At 68.9% G+C, this 15,076-nt stretch carries 14 protein-coding genes; 5 read left to right on the top strand and 9 right to left on the bottom strand.

Going from position 1 to position 15,076, the window contains the following annotated elements:
- Window positions 1-5: 5 nt before the first annotated feature.
- The 3 genes from ACJH7A_RS13910 to ACJH7A_RS13900 form a co-directional block, all read right to left on the bottom strand.
- On the bottom strand, window positions 6-704 hold the full coding sequence (locus ACJH7A_RS13910; protein WP_318984818.1) for a cysteine hydrolase: 699 nt from the start codon (window positions 702-704) through the stop codon (window positions 6-8).
- Window positions 701-2,110: an allophanate hydrolase gene (locus tag ACJH7A_RS13905; RefSeq protein ID WP_406774767.1), complete on the bottom strand. Its 1,410-nt coding sequence runs from the start codon at window positions 2,108-2,110 to the stop codon at window positions 701-703. Before ACJH7A_RS13905 ends, ACJH7A_RS13910 begins: the two co-directional genes overlap by 4 nt.
- Before the next feature lie 82 nt (window positions 2,111-2,192).
- Window positions 2,193-2,492 carry a thiamine-binding protein gene (locus ACJH7A_RS13900; protein ID WP_064978907.1) on the bottom strand — a complete coding sequence of 100 codons (300 nt, stop codon included), beginning with the start codon at window positions 2,490-2,492 and terminating at the stop codon, window positions 2,193-2,195.
- Between the two features lie 222 nt (window positions 2,493-2,714).
- Here ACJH7A_RS13900 and ACJH7A_RS13895 point away from each other — a divergent pair, with 222 nt between their 5' ends.
- On the top strand, window positions 2,715-3,791 hold the full coding sequence (locus ACJH7A_RS13895; protein WP_244872710.1) for a L,D-transpeptidase family protein: 1,077 nt from the start codon (window positions 2,715-2,717) through the stop codon (window positions 3,789-3,791).
- A gap of 62 nt (window positions 3,792-3,853) precedes the next feature.
- Here ACJH7A_RS13895 and ACJH7A_RS13890 read toward each other — a convergent pair whose 3' ends face one another.
- A complete protein-coding gene (locus ACJH7A_RS13890; RefSeq protein WP_406802150.1) occupies window positions 3,854-5,827 on the bottom strand; it encodes a M13 family metallopeptidase in 1,974 nt (657 codons plus the stop codon).
- Window positions 5,828-5,886: 59 nt separating this feature from the next.
- On the opposite strand from ACJH7A_RS13890, the gene ACJH7A_RS13885 reads away from it, so the two are divergent.
- Window positions 5,887-6,555: a hypothetical protein gene (locus ACJH7A_RS13885; RefSeq protein ID WP_406802149.1), complete on the top strand. Its 669-nt coding sequence runs from the start codon at window positions 5,887-5,889 to the stop codon at window positions 6,553-6,555.
- Window positions 6,552-7,241: a hypothetical protein gene (locus ACJH7A_RS13880; RefSeq protein WP_406802148.1), complete on the top strand. Its 690-nt coding sequence runs from the start codon at window positions 6,552-6,554 to the stop codon at window positions 7,239-7,241. Before ACJH7A_RS13885 ends, ACJH7A_RS13880 begins: the two co-directional genes overlap by 4 nt.
- 79 nt (window positions 7,242-7,320) lie before the next feature.
- Here the strand turns inward: ACJH7A_RS13880 and ACJH7A_RS13875 are convergent, their stop codons facing one another.
- Window positions 7,321-7,860 (bottom strand): helix-turn-helix transcriptional regulator, encoded by a 540-nt coding sequence (locus tag ACJH7A_RS13875; protein ID WP_135357928.1) that lies wholly within the window; start codon window positions 7,858-7,860, stop codon window positions 7,321-7,323.
- Window positions 7,857-10,775, bottom strand: coding sequence for an MMPL family transporter (locus ACJH7A_RS13870; protein ID WP_135357940.1), 2,919 nt, complete (start codon window positions 10,773-10,775; stop codon window positions 7,857-7,859). The genes ACJH7A_RS13875 and ACJH7A_RS13870 overlap by 4 nt, the downstream gene beginning before the upstream one ends.
- A gap of 410 nt (window positions 10,776-11,185) precedes the next feature.
- On the opposite strand from ACJH7A_RS13870, the gene ACJH7A_RS13865 reads away from it, so the two are divergent.
- The gene (locus ACJH7A_RS13865; protein ID WP_212807931.1) at window positions 11,186-11,725 is read left to right on the top strand and encodes a hemophore; all 540 of its coding nucleotides are present in this window, start codon (window positions 11,186-11,188) and stop codon (window positions 11,723-11,725) included.
- A 127-nt stretch (window positions 11,726-11,852) separates the two neighbouring features.
- On the top strand, window positions 11,853-12,224 hold the full coding sequence (locus ACJH7A_RS13860; RefSeq protein WP_212807932.1) for a heme-binding protein: 372 nt from the start codon (window positions 11,853-11,855) through the stop codon (window positions 12,222-12,224).
- A 52-nt stretch (window positions 12,225-12,276) separates the two neighbouring features.
- Here ACJH7A_RS13860 and ACJH7A_RS13855 read toward each other — a convergent pair whose 3' ends face one another.
- From ACJH7A_RS13855 to ACJH7A_RS13845, 3 genes are read right to left on the bottom strand one after another with little or no spacing between them, the layout of a single operon-like run.
- Entirely contained in the window at window positions 12,277-12,648 is a 372-nt protein-coding gene (locus ACJH7A_RS13855) for a DUF3054 domain-containing protein (protein WP_406802147.1), read from the bottom strand.
- Entirely contained in the window at window positions 12,638-13,849 is a 1,212-nt protein-coding gene (locus ACJH7A_RS13850; protein WP_406802146.1) for a M23 family metallopeptidase, read from the bottom strand. The genes ACJH7A_RS13855 and ACJH7A_RS13850 overlap by 11 nt, the downstream gene beginning before the upstream one ends.
- Window positions 13,836-14,999, bottom strand: coding sequence for a YbhN family protein (locus ACJH7A_RS13845; protein WP_244872709.1), 1,164 nt, complete (start codon window positions 14,997-14,999; stop codon window positions 13,836-13,838). The genes ACJH7A_RS13850 and ACJH7A_RS13845 overlap by 14 nt, the downstream gene beginning before the upstream one ends.
- Window positions 15,000-15,076 lie beyond the last annotated feature (77 nt).

The following is a 15,076-nucleotide window of genomic DNA, read 5'->3' as shown; positions in this document are numbered from 1 at the left end:
CCTCTCTAGACCGCAGAAGGTGACGGGGCGCCGAGTTGTTGCAGCGCGGGAATGACCGCCGCGGTGTCCGCAACCCAGCCGAAAATGCCGCCCTGCGCTGCGATCATCTCCAGGCCCACCTGCTGGAACTCCGGGAAATATGAACCGACGCAATCGGATACGACCAGGCACTCGTAGCCACGGTCATTGGCTTCGCGGGTGGTGGTGTGCACGCACACCTCGGTGGTGACGCCGGTGACGAGCAGCTGCGTGATGCCCGCAGCGGTCAGCGCGTCCTGCAGCCCGGTGGCGTAGAACGCGCCCTTGCCCGGCTTGTCGATCACCAGCTCCCCGTCGATCGGGGCCAGCTCGTCGACGATGTCGTGGCCGTACTCACCGCGGATCAGGATGCGGCCGTACTTGCCGGGATCCCCGATCCGTTTCGACGGCGCACCGCGATTGAGCTTGGCGGGCGGGCAGTCCGACAGGTCTGGTTCGTGGCCCTCGCGGGTGTGGACGACCATGACCCCGGCGGCACGGGCCGCGGCGAGCAACGCCGCCAGCGGTGGCACCACCTTGAGCAGCTGGTCGACGTCGTTGCCGAGGCTCTCGCCGAAGCCGCCGGGCAGCAGGAAATCGCGTTGCATGTCGATGACGATCAGCGCGGTCCGCCCGGCGGTGAGGGTGAACGGGGTCGGTTCGGCCGGGACCTCGACGGACGTCATGCGAGCTCCTCGACGGGCGCCGCGGCGACCTCGGTTGTCGTGCGGGGTTCGTCGAGGATGCGCGCGGCCAGCGTCAGCGCGGTGTCGTCCGACAGGGCGTTGCCCAGCAGCATCGCGCTGTACGGACGGCCGTCACCGGTCACGCCGAGCGGGACCGCGACGCCCAGGAGATCGAGCAGATTGCCGAAGTGCGTGTAGTGGCCCAGCATCGTGTTGCACTCGATCGGGTTGGCCTGCACCTGCTCGACGGTGAAGGTGGTCCCGATGGTCGGCACCACGAGGACGTCCATGGTCTGCCAGAGTCGGCCCACCTCGGCCTTGAGCTCCTGCAGCTTCTGCAGGGCGGCGAACGCGTCCACCGCGGTGTAGTTCAGGCCGCTGCGGAAGATGTCGCGCACCACGGGGTGGATCGAATCAGGTTGTCGGGCAAGGAAATCACCGAACTCGACGAGCCGCTCGGCCACCCACGGGCCCTGATAGAGCAGGGCTCCCGCGGCGAGGAACGGCGCCAGTGACACCTCGACGATGACGGCCAGGCGCTCGAGGTGTTCGCGGAAACTCAGATGCGCTGCGCGCATGGCATCGTCGCCGAAGAACTCCAGCTCGGCGATCGGCGGCAGTCCGACCCGGATCGGCCCGCCGCCGTGGCGCGGTCCCCGGTCGCGCGACCACGCGTCGGCGTCGTCGCGGCCGGCCATCACGTCGAACACCCGGTCCACGTCGTCGATGCAGCCCGCCATCACGCTGAGGCAGTCCAGCGACTTGCACGCCGGTACCAGTCCGACGGTGCTGATCAGTCCCCGGGACGGTTTGAAACCGACCACGCCGTTGAGGGCGGCGGGGACCCGGCCGGACCCGGCGGTGTCGGTGGCCACCGCGAACGGCACCTGGCCCAGCGCGACCGCCAGCGCGGAGCCCGAGCTGGACCCGCCCGAGATGAGACCACCGCCGTAGACGCTGCGCGGCACCGTATAGGGCGTCCGGGTGCCGTTGAGACCCGTCGCGAACTGGTCGAGGTTGGTCTTGCCGACATAGAGCGCGCCCGCGTCGAGCAGGCGTTGCACGGCCGGTGCGGTTCGCTCGGCGACGTACGCGTAGTCGGGGCAGGACAGGGTCGTGGGCACGCCGGCGACGTCGATGCTGTCCTTCACACCGAACGGCACGCCGTACAGCGGCAGTGTGCGGGCGCCGGGCCGGTTCTCGATCTCCGCCGCGGCCGCCAACAGCTCCTCGCGCGGCACGACGGACAGCCAGGTGCCGTCGTCCCCGCGGGCGGCGATGGCGTCGGCCACGCGGGCCGCGGTCTTGACCGGAGAGCCGGTGCCGGCGGCGTGCGAATCGAGGATTTCGGCCACCGACGGGCCGATGGTCGGACCAGCGGCGAACCCGTGCACATCAGAACCCATGCCTGACCATTGTCGGCAGCATGATGGCGCCGGCAGTACGGGCGTGTGTCGATCGTGTTAGGGGTCGACGGCCGCGTTGCGGCTACGTGCCGAGTTCGTCCTCGATGCGCTGGACCTTCGCGGTCAGCTGGCCGGTGTAGCCGGGCCGGATGTCGGCCTTGAGGACCAGGCTGACCCGCGGGGACACCGCAGCCACGGCGTCCACGGCCCGTTTGACGACGGCCATCACCTCGTCCCACTCACCTTCGATGTTCGTGAACATCGCGTTGGTCTCGTTGGGCAGGCCGGACTCGCGCACCACCCGCACGGCTGCGGCGACGGCCGCGGCGACGCCGCCGGACTCGTCACCACCCATCGGGCTGACGCTGAAGGCAACAATCACATGGTCGATTGTGCGCGGATTCCGCGGCTTCGACAGCCGTCCGCCGTGTTTCCCGGGTGTCGCGTGTGACCGGTGAGAGTAACGCTCGACATATCTGAGGCGATCAACTGTGCAGTTCAGCCGCCTTCGACGGGGCCGAAATCGCGGTACGACGGGCTTTCGCGGCAGGGGCCGGTCAGCGCGCTATGAGAGACTGGGGACGTTGTGAACTGGAGGTGGCGGATGCCGCAGTGGAACAAGAGCAAGCTTCTGACCGCGGTCGTGGCGGCCGGACTGGTCGCCGGAATGACCGTCGCAACCCCGTCGGCACTGGCCGACCCGGATGCGCCGGACCCCGATGTGGCGGCGGCGCCCATCGATCCGGGTCTTCCCACTGAGGCACCCTTGCCACCGCCGATCCCGCCGGCTGCTGAACCGGTGCCGGCGCCTGCGCCCGTCATCCCGGGCGCCCCGATCCCCGGCGAACCCCAGCCGATCCCGCCAGGTACTCCGGCAGGCCAGAACCCGACCCCGTTCGTCGGTCAGCCGCCGTTCAACCCGCCGACCTTCAACCCGGTGAATGGGTCCATGGTGGGTGTGGCCAAGCCGATCTACATCAACTTCCCGCGGCCCATCGCCAACAAGCAGATGGCGCAGGACGCCGTGCACATCTCGTCGAACCCGCCGGTGCCCGGCATGTTCTATTGGGTGACCGACACCCAGCTGCGCTGGCGGCCCATCGCCTTCTGGCCGGCCAACACCGTCGTCAACATCGACGCCGCGGGCACCAAGTCCAGCTTCCGCACCGGTGACGCGCTGGTCGCCACCGCCGACAACGCGACGCACCAGATGACCATCAGCCGTAACGGCAAGGTCGAGAAGACGTTCCCGATGTCCATGGGCAAGACCGGCGACGAGACCAAGAACGGCACCTACTACGTGCTGGAGAAGTTCCCGGACATCGTGATGGACTCGTCGACCTACGGCGTCCCCGTCAACTCCCCCGAGGGCTACAAGCTGAAGGTGCAGTGGGCCGTCCGCATCGACAACAGCGGCGCGTTCGTGCACAGCGCCCCGTGGTCGGTGTCCGACCAGGGCAAGCGCAACGTCAGCCACGGCTGCATCAACCTGGCGCCCGACAACGCCAAGTGGTTCTACGACCAGTTCGGCAGCGGTGACCCGATCGTCGTGAAGAACTCGGTCGGTCTCTACAACTACTCCGACGGCGCGGGCGACTGGCAGTGGGGCATGCAGACCCCGGCCGCGACGCCGACCACGGGCAGCGGCTCGGGTTCGGGTTCGGGCGCCGGCACGCGCTGATCCGTCGAACAACACGAAAACCCCCTATTTCCAACGAAATAGGGGGTTTTCGCGTGGTATGGCTAATTCCAGATGCGCACGCGCTCGGCGGGGTCCAGGTACAGCTCGTCGGTCGTGGTGACGTCGAACGCCTCGTAGAACGAGTCGATGTTCCGGATCACGCCGTTGCACCGGAACTCCGGCGGCGAATGCGGGTCGACGGCCAGGCGCCGAATGGCTTCGGCGTCACGGGATTTGGTACGCCACACCTGCGCCCAGCCGAAGTAGACGCGCTGGACGCCGGTCAGCCCGTCGATGACGGGCGCCTCCTTGCCGCCCAGTGACAGCTCGTAGGCCAGCAGCGCGATGGACAGCCCACCCAGATCGCCGATGTTCTCGCCGACGGTGAACGCACCGTTCAAGTGATGGCCCGCGTCCAGCGCCCGCGGCGTGAAGGCCTCGTACTGCTCGATGAGAGCCTTTGTCCGCAAACCGAATTCGGCACGGTCGGCATCGGTCCACCAGTCGACGAGGTTGCCGTCGCCGTCGTACTTGGCGCCCTGGTCGTCGAAACCGTGCCCGATCTCATGCCCGATCACCGCACCGATGCCGCCGTAGTTGGCGGCGTCGTCGGCCTCGGCGTCGAAGAACGGCGGCTGCAGAATGGCCGCGGGGAAGACGATCTCGTTCATGCCCGGGTTGTAGTAGGCGTTCACCGTCTGCGGCGTCATGAACCACTCGTCGCGGTCCACTTCGCTACCCAGCTTGGCCAGCTCGCGATCGTGCTCGACGGCCTGGCCCCGCAGGTAGTTGCCATACAGGTCGCCGGCGTCGATCACCAGATTCGAGTAGTCCCGCCAGCGTGCCGGGTAGCCGATCTTCGGGGTGAACTTGTCCAGCTTGGCCAGCGCGCGCTGCCGGGTCTCGGGCGTCATCCACTCCAGGTTGGTGATGCTGACGCGGTAGGCCTCGCGCAGATTGGCCACCAGCTCATCCATGCGCGCCTTGTGGGACGGCGGGAAGTGCCGGTCCACGTAGAGCTTGCCGACGGCGTCACCCATCAGGCTCTCGACCAGGCCGACGCCGCGCTTCCAGCGGTCCCGGATCGCCTCGGTGCCGGACAGGGTGCGGCCGTAGAAGTCGAAGTTCTCCGCGACCAGGTCGTCGGTCAGGATCGGGGCACGGCCGCTGATCACGCGCCAGCTCAGCCACGCCTTCCAGTCCTCGAGCGGCTCGGACGCCCACAGCGCCGCGAAGGCGACGAGGAAATCGGGTTGCCGCACCACGACTTCGGTGACCACATCGGCCGACGCGCCGACGGCCGCCAGCCAGCCGTCCCAGTCGAAACCGGGCGCCTCGTCGGCCAGATCGGCGAACCGCCGCAGGTTGTAGCTCAGGTCCGCGTCGCGGCGCTTGACCACATCCCAGTGCGCCGCGGCCAGCTTGGTCTCCAGCGCGACGATGCGGGCGGCGGTCTCGGTCTGGTCGCCGCCGTAGACCAGGCTCAGCATGCGGGCGATGTGCTGCGGGTAGGCCGCCAGCACCGCCGCGTGTGCCGGCTCGCGGTAGTAGGACTCGTCGGGCAGGCCGAGCCCGGACTGCGTGAAATGCAGCAGGTACCGCGTCGAATCCTTGGAGTCGGTGTCGACGTACGCGCCGGCGCCCCCGCCGACGCCGGTGCGCTGCAGCCCGCCTAGCACGGCGGCCAGCGCTTCAGGGGTAGCAGCGTCGGCGATGAGAGCCAGCTCGGCCCGCAGCGGCGCCAGGCCCACGGCGGCCACCTGCTCGGTGTCCATGAAGCTCGCGTAGAGGTCGCCGATGCGCTGTGCATCGGTGTTTGGGGCGCCGGCTGCGTTGGTGATGAGATCGCGCACCTGCTCCTCGGCGCGGTCGGCCAGCAGGCGGAAGGCGCCGTCGGTGGCGCGGTCGGCCGGGATGTCGTAGTCGGTGAGCCAGCGGCCGTTGACGTGACCGAACAGGTCGTCCTGCGGGCGGGCGTCGGGGTCGAGGTAGCTCAGGTCGATACCGGATCGGGGCGAGGTAGCTTCGAGAGTCACCTCGCCATCCTGCCATCGCCGCTGCAGTGCCGGTGGGCGCTGCGGGTAGCCTCACGCCCATGCCCGACGAGCGCAGCGAAGACTCCGCCGAAAAAGACGCTGCGAAAGACACAGCGAAAGACACCGGATCAGCCGGAGCGGCCACCGCCGCCAAGGCTGCCGCGCCGAGCGATCAGGCTGAGGGAATCTTCAGCCGCTACGGCATCGTCTCCGCGGTGCTGGGTGTCGTCGCGGCCGTCGCCGTCGTCGTCGCGACATGGGTCTACCTGGGGCACCGGGCCGACGACAAGGACCGCGTGCACGAGGCGCAGGCCATGAAGGCCGCCGCCGAGTGGGCCGGCCTGCTGATCAATATGACCAAGGACAACGTCGCCGTCAACGTGCCGAAGCTGCACGAGGGCACCGTCGGCCAGCTCAACGCCGATTTCGATGCCACCGTCGCGCCGTTCACCCAGCTGGTGCAGAAGCTGCAGAGCCAGACCACCGGGCAGATCGAGTCCGTCGCGTTGGAGACGCTGCACCACGCACCGCCGGGGGAGCAGGGCAAACCGGCCGTCCAGCCCGAGCTGGCGGCCATCTCCTCGGATACGACGACGGTGCTCGTGATCGCCACGTCCGTGAGCCAGAACGCCGGCGCCAAGCCGCAGACCGTGCGCTGGCGGTTGCGCCTCGGGGTGTCCGACATCGGCGGCAAGTTGCTGATCTCGCGATTGGAGACGCTGCGATGAGGAACGCGTGGCGGGTACTGGTCTTCGACATCCTGGCGCCGCTCGCGGTGCTGGCGAGCCTCGTCTACATCGGGCTGGCGCTGGACCGGCCGCTGTGGTGGGTCGTGGTGGGCACCATCGTCGGGCTGCTGGTGCTGCAGGCTTCGATCGTCAACTTCGTGCTGTTCCGCCGTGACGGCGTCACCATGGGCACCGATGACGACGCGCCCAGGTTGCGGCTCGCCGTCGTGGGGCTGACGGCCGTCGCGGTGGTCGCGGCCGCCATCGTCGGCTACACCAAGTGGACGGTGCCGGATCGCACCACGAGCGCCGACATGTCCATGGTGGTCGGCATCGCCAGCAGTGTCGCGGAGGCGTCGGCGACCTTCACGCCCGGTGCGCCGAACGTGTCGATCGACCGCGCCACGGCGTTGATGGCGCCGCAGCGCGCGGAGGCCTACCGCAACGAGTTCAACGCGGTCGCCAAGGATCTGACCAGCCGTGGGGTGGCCGGGCAGGCGAGCACCATCTCGGCCGGTATCGAGACCATCGGCCCCAATTTCGCCAGTGTCGCCGTGGTCATGCGGGCCACGCAGAACACCCCCAACAAACCCGCACAGGCGACGGTGTTGGGTCTGCGGGTCACGCTGACGAAGCAGGACGGACGCTGGCTGGTCATGGACGTGACCCCGATCGCGTCGCGGTAGGGGTGGTAGCCGCTCGAGAGGGACCAAATGGTCGTCTCGGCGCGCGAGAAGCGACCATTTGGTCCTTCTCGGCGGGTGGCTACGAGCGGGCGGAACGCATCCGGGCGAACCGGTCCGAGAGCCGGCGCATGCGCACCAGCAGCGCGGCCGACGGGCTGGTGGTGCCGGCGGTGTAGGCCGAAAGTTCTTGCGCGCCAACACCGATGCGGGACGCGAACTCGGTCTCGCTGAGACCGGAACGCTCCATCAGCAGCCGGATCTGGCGGGCCACCTCGGCGCATTCGTTGGCTTCGAGCTGCGTGCGGGCGCGGGCCAGCACCTCGGCCAACGCCTTGGAGATGCCGTACGGGTTGCTCGTGGCCAGAATCTCTTCGACCTGACGGGCGGTGCGGCCGAAGGGGTCGCGCTTGATGGCGACGACGATGCGCTGCCACACCGCGAGGTCGTCGTTCTCCAGCGCGGCGCGGATGGCGGACGTCGACCAGAACTCGACGGGCTTCTCGCCGGGGGCCTGTGCCGGGAACGCGACGGTGGGCGCCCCGTTGGTGCCGGCGGCGGTGGACTTACCGGGACCGTCGGCACCAGAAGGGGTGTCCCTCACTTCGGATGTCAACGTCACCTCGCCTCCTCCAACATGGCCACCGCCACCGCCAGACAACGCTGTTTGACGTCGGGCCAATCTGCCGATTCGTGGTCGTCGAACGGGTGCGGGTCGGCCAACCTACGGACCAACTGGGTGGCCACCCACTGGTTCTTCGACCGTTCTCCACAGTAATACCCGTCAATTCCGGCCAGAACCGCGGCTGCGGTCCGGATATCCATGCAGGAGACCAAATCGACGAAGTCGGTGTAGTCCTGGACGCTGTTGCGCGACATGATCAGGTAGCCCTTGAGTCGCAGCGTCTCGGCGCCCGTCGGGATCTCGAGCCGGTCGCCGGTGGGCAACAGCACCGTCGTCGTCTCCACGGGGCTGCGGCGCTCGATGGCGGGGCCGTCGGTCTCGTCGAGCGACAGGGCGTCGAGCGCGACCGACAGCCGGCCGCCCCACATGGTGACGGGGTGCACGTCGGGGTTGTCCGACGCGGACCGGGACTGCCCGTGCGCGCGCCGCCGCAGCAGCGCCAGCCCGGTGCGCGAGCGGTCCGTGCGCGGGGGCGCCGCCGCGATCCGGCGGGGCACGGCGCGTGGTACGTACTGCTGCTCGCCGGGCTCGCAGCCGCTGAACGCCAGCGGGTCGGCGACGGTGACGGTCTGTGCGGCAAGGTTTTTCAGCTTGGCCGCGGACTTGACGACGCTGCGCAGTTCGGCGCCGGACGGGCCCAGTGCGGAGATGTCGTCGGGGATGATGACGAGGCTGCCGGTATCGGTGGCGGGCAACGGCTTCTCGAAGTCCACTGACGGCAGCAGGCGGTCCAGCCACTTGGGCAGCCACCAGTTCCACTGGTCGAACATCGCCATCAGCGCCGGCACGAGGACCAGCCGCACCACCGTGGCGTCGACCGCGATGGCCACGGCGCAGGCCACACCCATCTGGGCCACCAGCGGCATCCCGGCGAACGCGAACCCGATGAACACGGCGATCATGATCAGCGCGGCGCTCGTGATGGTGCGGGCGCTGGTGCTGACGCCGTACGCGACGGCGTCGCGGGTGTTGCCGGTCTGCAGGAAGCGTTCCCGGATACGCGTCAGCAGGAAGATCTCGTAGTCCATGGACAGGCCGAACGTCATTGCCAGGACCAGCGGCGGAATGGTGGTGTCGAGCGACTCCAGGGGCTTGAAGCCGAGCGCCTTGAACCAGCCCCATTCGAAGACGATCACCAGGCTGCCGTAGGCCGCGGCCACCGACAGCACCGTCATCAGGACGCCCTTGAGCGCCAGCACCACCGAGCGGATCGAGATCAGCAGCATCACGAACGCGATGAGCGACACGAAGACGAACACCAGCACCTCGGTGTTCGCGACGCGATGGTCGAAGTCCATGATCAGCGCCGTCGGCCCGCCCACCGCGATGGCGACGTTCGGGCCCGCGACCCCCGGCAGATGTTGTCGCAGCCACGTGATCGAGTCCCGCGCGACGAGGTCTTCGGGGTCGACCGACAGCACGACCGTGAACAGGGCGCTGCGGTTGTCGTTACTGAAGACCGGCGGCGCCACCTGGGCCACGTCCGGCGCCTGCGTCATGGTCTGGTGCAGCGCGTCGAGCGTCGCGGTGTTCTGCGCGTCGGAGGCCGTCGCGTCGGGGAACGTCGCCAGCACCCGGAGGGGGCCGAGGGCACCCGGGCCCAGCGCTTCCGCCGCGGCGGCCACGCCGCTGCGGATCTCGTGCGTCGGGGAGAACTGGCGCAGCATGCTGTTGCCCAGTTGCATGCCGAACGACGGTGCCGCGAGCAGGACCAGGAAGACGGTGGCCAGCAGCGCCGACAGCCACGGACAGCGCATGGTGCGTTCGGTCCACTGGGTCCAGAACGGCGACTGCGCGGCGTCGGAGCGGCGCGAGACGTGCAGCCACGACGAGCGCTTGGCGACCCGCTTGCCGAACGTGGCCAGCACCGCCGGGATCAGGGTGGTCGACGTCAGCACCGCGATGGCGACGGCGAGGATGGCGCCGGTGGCCATCGACGACAGCACCGGTGTGCCGATGAGATAGATGCCGGTGATCGAGGCGATCACGGTGAGCCCGGACAGCACGACCGCCAGGCCCGACGTCGCCATCGACGCGTCGACGGCCTGTTCCGGATCGCGTCCGGCCCGCAGTTCCTCCCGGAAACGCATGAGGATGAACAACGAATAGTCGACGGCGAGCGCGATACCGAACATCGACAGCGTCGTCGTCGCGAAGACGCTCATGGTGACCCAGATGGACAGGAGGTAGACCACTCCCATCGTCACGATCACCGTGCAGGCGCCGAGCAGCATCGGCATGGCCGCGGCGGCCAGGGAGCCGAACACCGCCAGCAGCACGATCAGCACGATCGGCAGGTTCCACTTCTCGGCCTCGGCGACGTCGTGCTTGGTGGTCTCACTGGCAGCCGCGCCGAGTGCGCCCTGCCCGATGACGTACAGCCGGACCTTGCCGTCGGCGGTCTGGCCGGGCTTGCCGTCCTTGATGCCGATCGCGGTGCGGAGCTTCTTGGCGATGTCGACGGCGCCGCTGTTGTTGAAGTCGAGGCGCAACGTCACGACGTAGGGTTTGCCGGCCTGCGGCTCGGCCTGCGTGGGGTCGGGGACGACCTTGACGCTGGAGACGCCGGCCGCGATGCGTTTGAGCTCGTCGACGGCGGCCGTCATGTCTTCCTGCGTGGCGTTGGCGTTGGGGGCCGCGACCAGGGCCAGCGGCGAGGCGCCCTCGTCGGGGAAATGGTCCTCGAGTTCGCGCTGGACGTGCAGCGATTGGGAGCCGGCGACCTCGAAGCCGCCGCCGCTGAGGTTGCTGGACTGGGTCGCCGCGAGATACAGGGACGGCACCATGAGCAACAGCCAGGTGGCGAAGACCACCCAGCGCCAGCGCCGCAGCAGACCGCTCAGCCGCATCATCAACTGCTGGATGGCGAACCCTCTTCCTGCGGTCGTCCCGGTTGCCACCGGAGTGTTTTGATCGGCGTTTCGTGCCGCCGACCCTACCCCAGTATGGGGTAGGGTGACCGGCTCGCGAGCGGCGATGAGGCGCCTGACGGGAACCTTGATCCAACTGCAACCGGGCCCCTGGCGTCCCCGCCGGCAACGTTGTCGGAGGCCGATGGCGGGCTCCGGCGCCAGGTTTGAACACCGCAGTGACCTGGATGTTTGCTGTGTGGATTGGTCACCGGCCGCGCCGCGATGGCAAGATGGCGGGAGCCGAATCCCGGATGAGGCCGGCGCTGCCATTGACGCCACCCCGGGAAAACAGTGTTTGCCGAGTGTTTACATGGCCGTCTCTGGTCCGTAAACCGGTGAGGAGATTTGCCATGAAGACGACCAGTGTGGCGGTTCGCCGCGGACTTGCCGGGGCGTTCGCTGTAACTGCAGTCGGCGGTGTGATGGTGACGTCGTTCGGGGCTCCGTCGGCCGGTGCGGGCCAGGATCCGTGCGCGGCCAGCCAGGTCGCCAAGACCATCGGCATGGTGGCCACCTCGACGGGCACCTACCTGGATGCGCACCCCACCGCGAACCAGACGCTGACCAACATCTCGCAGCAGCAGCCCGGCCCGCAGTCGTTGGCAGCGCTGAAGACCTACTTCGATGCCAACCCGCAGGAGGGCGCCGCGCTGCAGAACTTGCAGGCGCCGCTGGTGACGTTGTCGTCGCAGTGCAAGCTGCCGCTGACGCTGCCGCAGCTGATGGGCCTGATGCAGTCGGCGCAGCAGGGCGGCGGACTGCCCGCCACGCTGCCCGCGATGCCGAGCGTGCCCGGCGCCGTGCCGTTCACGCCCACCCTGCCCGGCGTGACGACGGCGACGGGGTCTGTGCCTGCGGCTCAGGCCGTGTCGGCACCCGCCGCGCGGTAGTTCCGGCCGCGCCCGGAGCTCCTTATCTGGCACCCCGCGAAAGTCGTCGCACTTTCTGATTAGCTTCCAGTGTCGGCATCGGTACTGGTCGCCGACATCGGAGCTCTCGACGAAGGGGTTTGACCACATGATGCTTTCCGCTCTGGCCAAGCGACGCGTTGTTGCCGGTTTCATCGGTGCCGGCGCGGTCGCCGGCAGCATGTTGTTCGGTGCCGTGCCGTCGGCCCTCGCCGACGACCTGCCGCCCAACTGCACCTCTGCGGACATCGCCGGCGTCAAGTCGGGCGTCGAGGCCTCGACCTCCGCCTACCTGTTCACCCACCCCGACGTGAACGACTTCTTCACCAGCCTCCGGGGCCTGTCGAAGGACCAGGCGCACGCCAAGGTCAAGCAGTACCTGGCCGCCAACCCGCAGACCAAGGCGGAGCTGCAGGGCATCCGGCAGCCGCTCAAGGACATCCGCGACCGCTGCGGCATCCCCGGCCCCGCCGCCCGCTAACCCGGGATTTGTGCACGAAAATCCGCGGTAGGCGCGGATTTTCGTGCACAAATCACTTGCGGAGGCGAGCCAGGCCGCGCCAGCCGAGCAGGAAGACGGCGGTGACGGTCGAGGCGACGATCACGAAACTCACCGCGACGCCCTGAGCCGAGGCCTTGCGCAGCAGCATGCCGATCACGATGGTGCTGACCCAGACCACCAACCCGGTCGGGTTCAGCGCCGCCGGGCGGCGCCAGCCCCGCGACAGCGCCCAGCCCGCCACGGTTCCGGTCAGGAACGGCCAGCTGGTGTGCGCCACACCGGCCAGCGTGATGCCCTCGGCGTGGCTGCGCCGGCCGATCGCGCAGAAGATCACCACCAACACCACGTCGGCGAGGAAAGCCAGTGCGGCACTGCGATTTCCGGTGGTCGGCTCAGTTGTCATAGGTCATCACGTCCAGATTCAGTGGGCTGACATTGTTTTCGGCGCGGGCGGTGAAGCCGGGTTCCGGACGCGCGGGACCGCCGGCCTCCAGCGCGTCGACGGCTGCCATGTTGACCAGTCGGTCGGTGAGCCGGAACGAGCGGAACACGAACGGCAGGCCGTCCGCGCGCAGTGGATCGGGTGCGCTCATCACGTGGAAATGCAGGTGCGGCGCACTGGAATTGCCGGTGTTGCCGACGTTGCCCAGCACCTGCCCGGTGGTCAGCCGGTCGCCTGGCTTGACCTTGACGCTGCCGGTCTTCAGATGCGCGTAGAAGGCGAAGTTTCCGTTCCCGATGTCCTGGACGACGTGATTGCCGCCGTACTGCGCCAGCGTGAGGCCGGTCGGGTCGACACCGGGCACCTGCTCGGGCAGGCCGTCGAGAACCGCCACCACCGGGCCGTCGGCGACCGCGTGCACGTCGGAGCCGAAGTAGAGGTAGCTGTCCGTCTTCGCACGGTCCCCGCTGAACAGCTGCCCGTCGGCCCGTAGCTGCTCGTAGTCGATGGCGAATCGCTCTGCGGCCCAGAGCTTTCCATCGATCGGGTTGAGGGCCATGCGGTGCGGCGTCATGTCGCAGCAGCCGTTGGCGTCGAGCCAGCCGGAGCCGCGCAGCGGCGGGTCGAGTACGACGGGCTTGTGGTCGGACACCGTCACGGGTGCGACGTTCTCGGTCACCACCGGGGGCACGAGTGGGGGCATCGGTTTGGGTACCTTGACCACCACCCGGTGTGAAAGTTGCTGGGGCGCAGCGCCGCCCGCGTCCAGTTTGACGTCCAGCCAGACGATCGACCGCTGTCCGGGGCCGAGATCGTTGCTGCTGACCCGGGCGCCCATGGTCCGCGTCCAGTAGGCGAGGCCGGCGCCGGACAGCTGCAGCAGTGGCCCGGCGGGTCCCAGGACGGCGATCGAATCCACGGTCACGGGTTCGGGGGAGGTGTTGGTGAGCAGCAGCTCGTATGCGAGATGCACCTTCCCGTCGGTCGCCGGAACGGGCACGGGCTCGGCCACGACGTCGACGAGGACGGGCGTGACGATCGGCTCGGCGCCCACGGAAGTCGTTGCGGGAGTCGAAGACTCGACCGATTGCGGTGCCGTCGTGCAGGACGTCAGCGCGGCGGCGAGCAGCAGCGCCGCCGCCGGCCGGCTACCCGGGATCATGCGAGGTCTCGGGGTCGGCGGGCGGCACACCCGGTGCGGGGGAAGGGGTTTCGGGCGCATCCGGGTCGAAGTCCTTCTCCGTGCGGAACAGGAAGAAGAACACCACCCAGCCGATGGCCGAGATGAAGATCCAGCTGACCAGTCGATAGATCAGCATCGTCGAGATGGCCGCCGCGAGCGTCATGCCGCTGGACACCAGGCCGGGCACCAGCACCGCCTCGACCACGAGCAGCCCGCCGGGCATCAGGGGAATCGCGCCGACGGCGCGGGCCGCGGCATACGCGACAGTCAGGCCGGCCAGCGACGGATGCCCGCCGGTGGCGTACGCCGCGCAGGCCAGGCACGCGACGTCGGCGATCCAGTTGAACAGCGACCAGCTGAATGCGACGGTCAGGGTCCGGCGGCTCAGGCTCACCGACTCCAGCTGGTTCAGGGTGCGGCGCCAGCCTTCCAGCCCGGTGTCGGCGGGCTTACCGCGCAGCGAGTTGAACCACGACAGCAGCCGCACGCCGATGCCGTCGATCTGCTGCGGATTGGCGGCGACGGTCTGGGCCAGTAGCAGCAGCGCCACGAAACCGCCGATCGTGAAGATCAGCGACAGCGGGTTCTTGCTCGCGCCGAGCAGGAACGCGCCGCCCAGGCCCAGCAGGGCCAACCCGACCACCTGCAGGGCCCCGGACATCACCAGCTGCCACGAGGCCACCAATGGCGAGGCGCCCCACAGCCGCTGCTGGCGGTAGACGAAGGTGGCCGAGAGCACTGGGCCGCCCGGCAGGGTGGTGGACAGCGCGTTGCCCGCGTAGAACGCGGCCTCGGACCGCCACTGCTTGACCTGGACACCGGCGGACCGGAGCAGGGTGCGCTGAATCTGCGCGAAGCTGTGCATCGAGGCCAGGGCCGCGACGGCCGCGGCGGCGACCCACCACCACGTCGCCGACAACAGGCTGCGCCACGCCTTGGCGAGCTGCTCCCAGACCATCACGACCTCGACGGTCAGCACGACGACGGCGATACCGATCAGAACCCAGCGCAACCACCAGTACTTGCCGCGGGGCCGGGCCGGTGCCGAACGGGCATCGGCGCGCCGGCACGCCGCCCAGAGGCCGCGACGGCGGGCCGTCAAAGACCCGGGGGCAGCCTCGTGTGACACCGCTACAGCGTATCCGGCGTGTCGCGGGCGGCTCGCCGTACGCGGCCCGCATGGCGCAACGACCCCGCGGTGTCATC

Origin of the sequence: Mycobacterium sp. SMC-17 (assembly GCF_045310915.1) — a bacterium.
In the GTDB taxonomy this organism is placed as follows: Bacteria; Actinomycetota; Actinomycetes; order Mycobacteriales; family Mycobacteriaceae; genus Mycobacterium.
Note: the sequence above shows the minus strand (reverse complement) of the source record. Positions and strands in the feature narration are given on the sequence as shown.

Coding starts and splice junctions, on each gene's coding strand:
- ACJH7A_RS13910 (WP_318984818.1), bottom strand. CDS start 704: ATGACGTCCGTCGAGGTCCCGGCCGAACCGACCCCGTTCACCCTCACC.
- ACJH7A_RS13905 (WP_406774767.1), bottom strand. CDS start 2,110: ATGGGTTCTGATGTGCACGGGTTCGCCGCTGGTCCGACCATCGGCCCG.
- ACJH7A_RS13895 (WP_244872710.1), top strand. CDS start 2,715: ATGCCGCAGTGGAACAAGAGCAAGCTTCTGACCGCGGTCGTGGCGGCC.
- ACJH7A_RS13885 (WP_406802149.1), top strand. CDS start 5,887: ATGCCCGACGAGCGCAGCGAAGACTCCGCCGAAAAAGACGCTGCGAAA.
- ACJH7A_RS13880 (WP_406802148.1), top strand. CDS start 6,552: ATGAGGAACGCGTGGCGGGTACTGGTCTTCGACATCCTGGCGCCGCTC.
- ACJH7A_RS13870 (WP_135357940.1), bottom strand. CDS start 10,775: ATGATGCGGCTGAGCGGTCTGCTGCGGCGCTGGCGCTGGGTGGTCTTC.
- ACJH7A_RS13865 (WP_212807931.1), top strand. CDS start 11,186: ATGAAGACGACCAGTGTGGCGGTTCGCCGCGGACTTGCCGGGGCGTTC.
- ACJH7A_RS13860 (WP_212807932.1), top strand. CDS start 11,853: ATGATGCTTTCCGCTCTGGCCAAGCGACGCGTTGTTGCCGGTTTCATC.
- ACJH7A_RS13855 (WP_406802147.1), bottom strand. CDS start 12,648: ATGACAACTGAGCCGACCACCGGAAATCGCAGTGCCGCACTGGCTTTC.
- ACJH7A_RS13850 (WP_406802146.1), bottom strand. CDS start 13,849: ATGATCCCGGGTAGCCGGCCGGCGGCGGCGCTGCTGCTCGCCGCCGCG.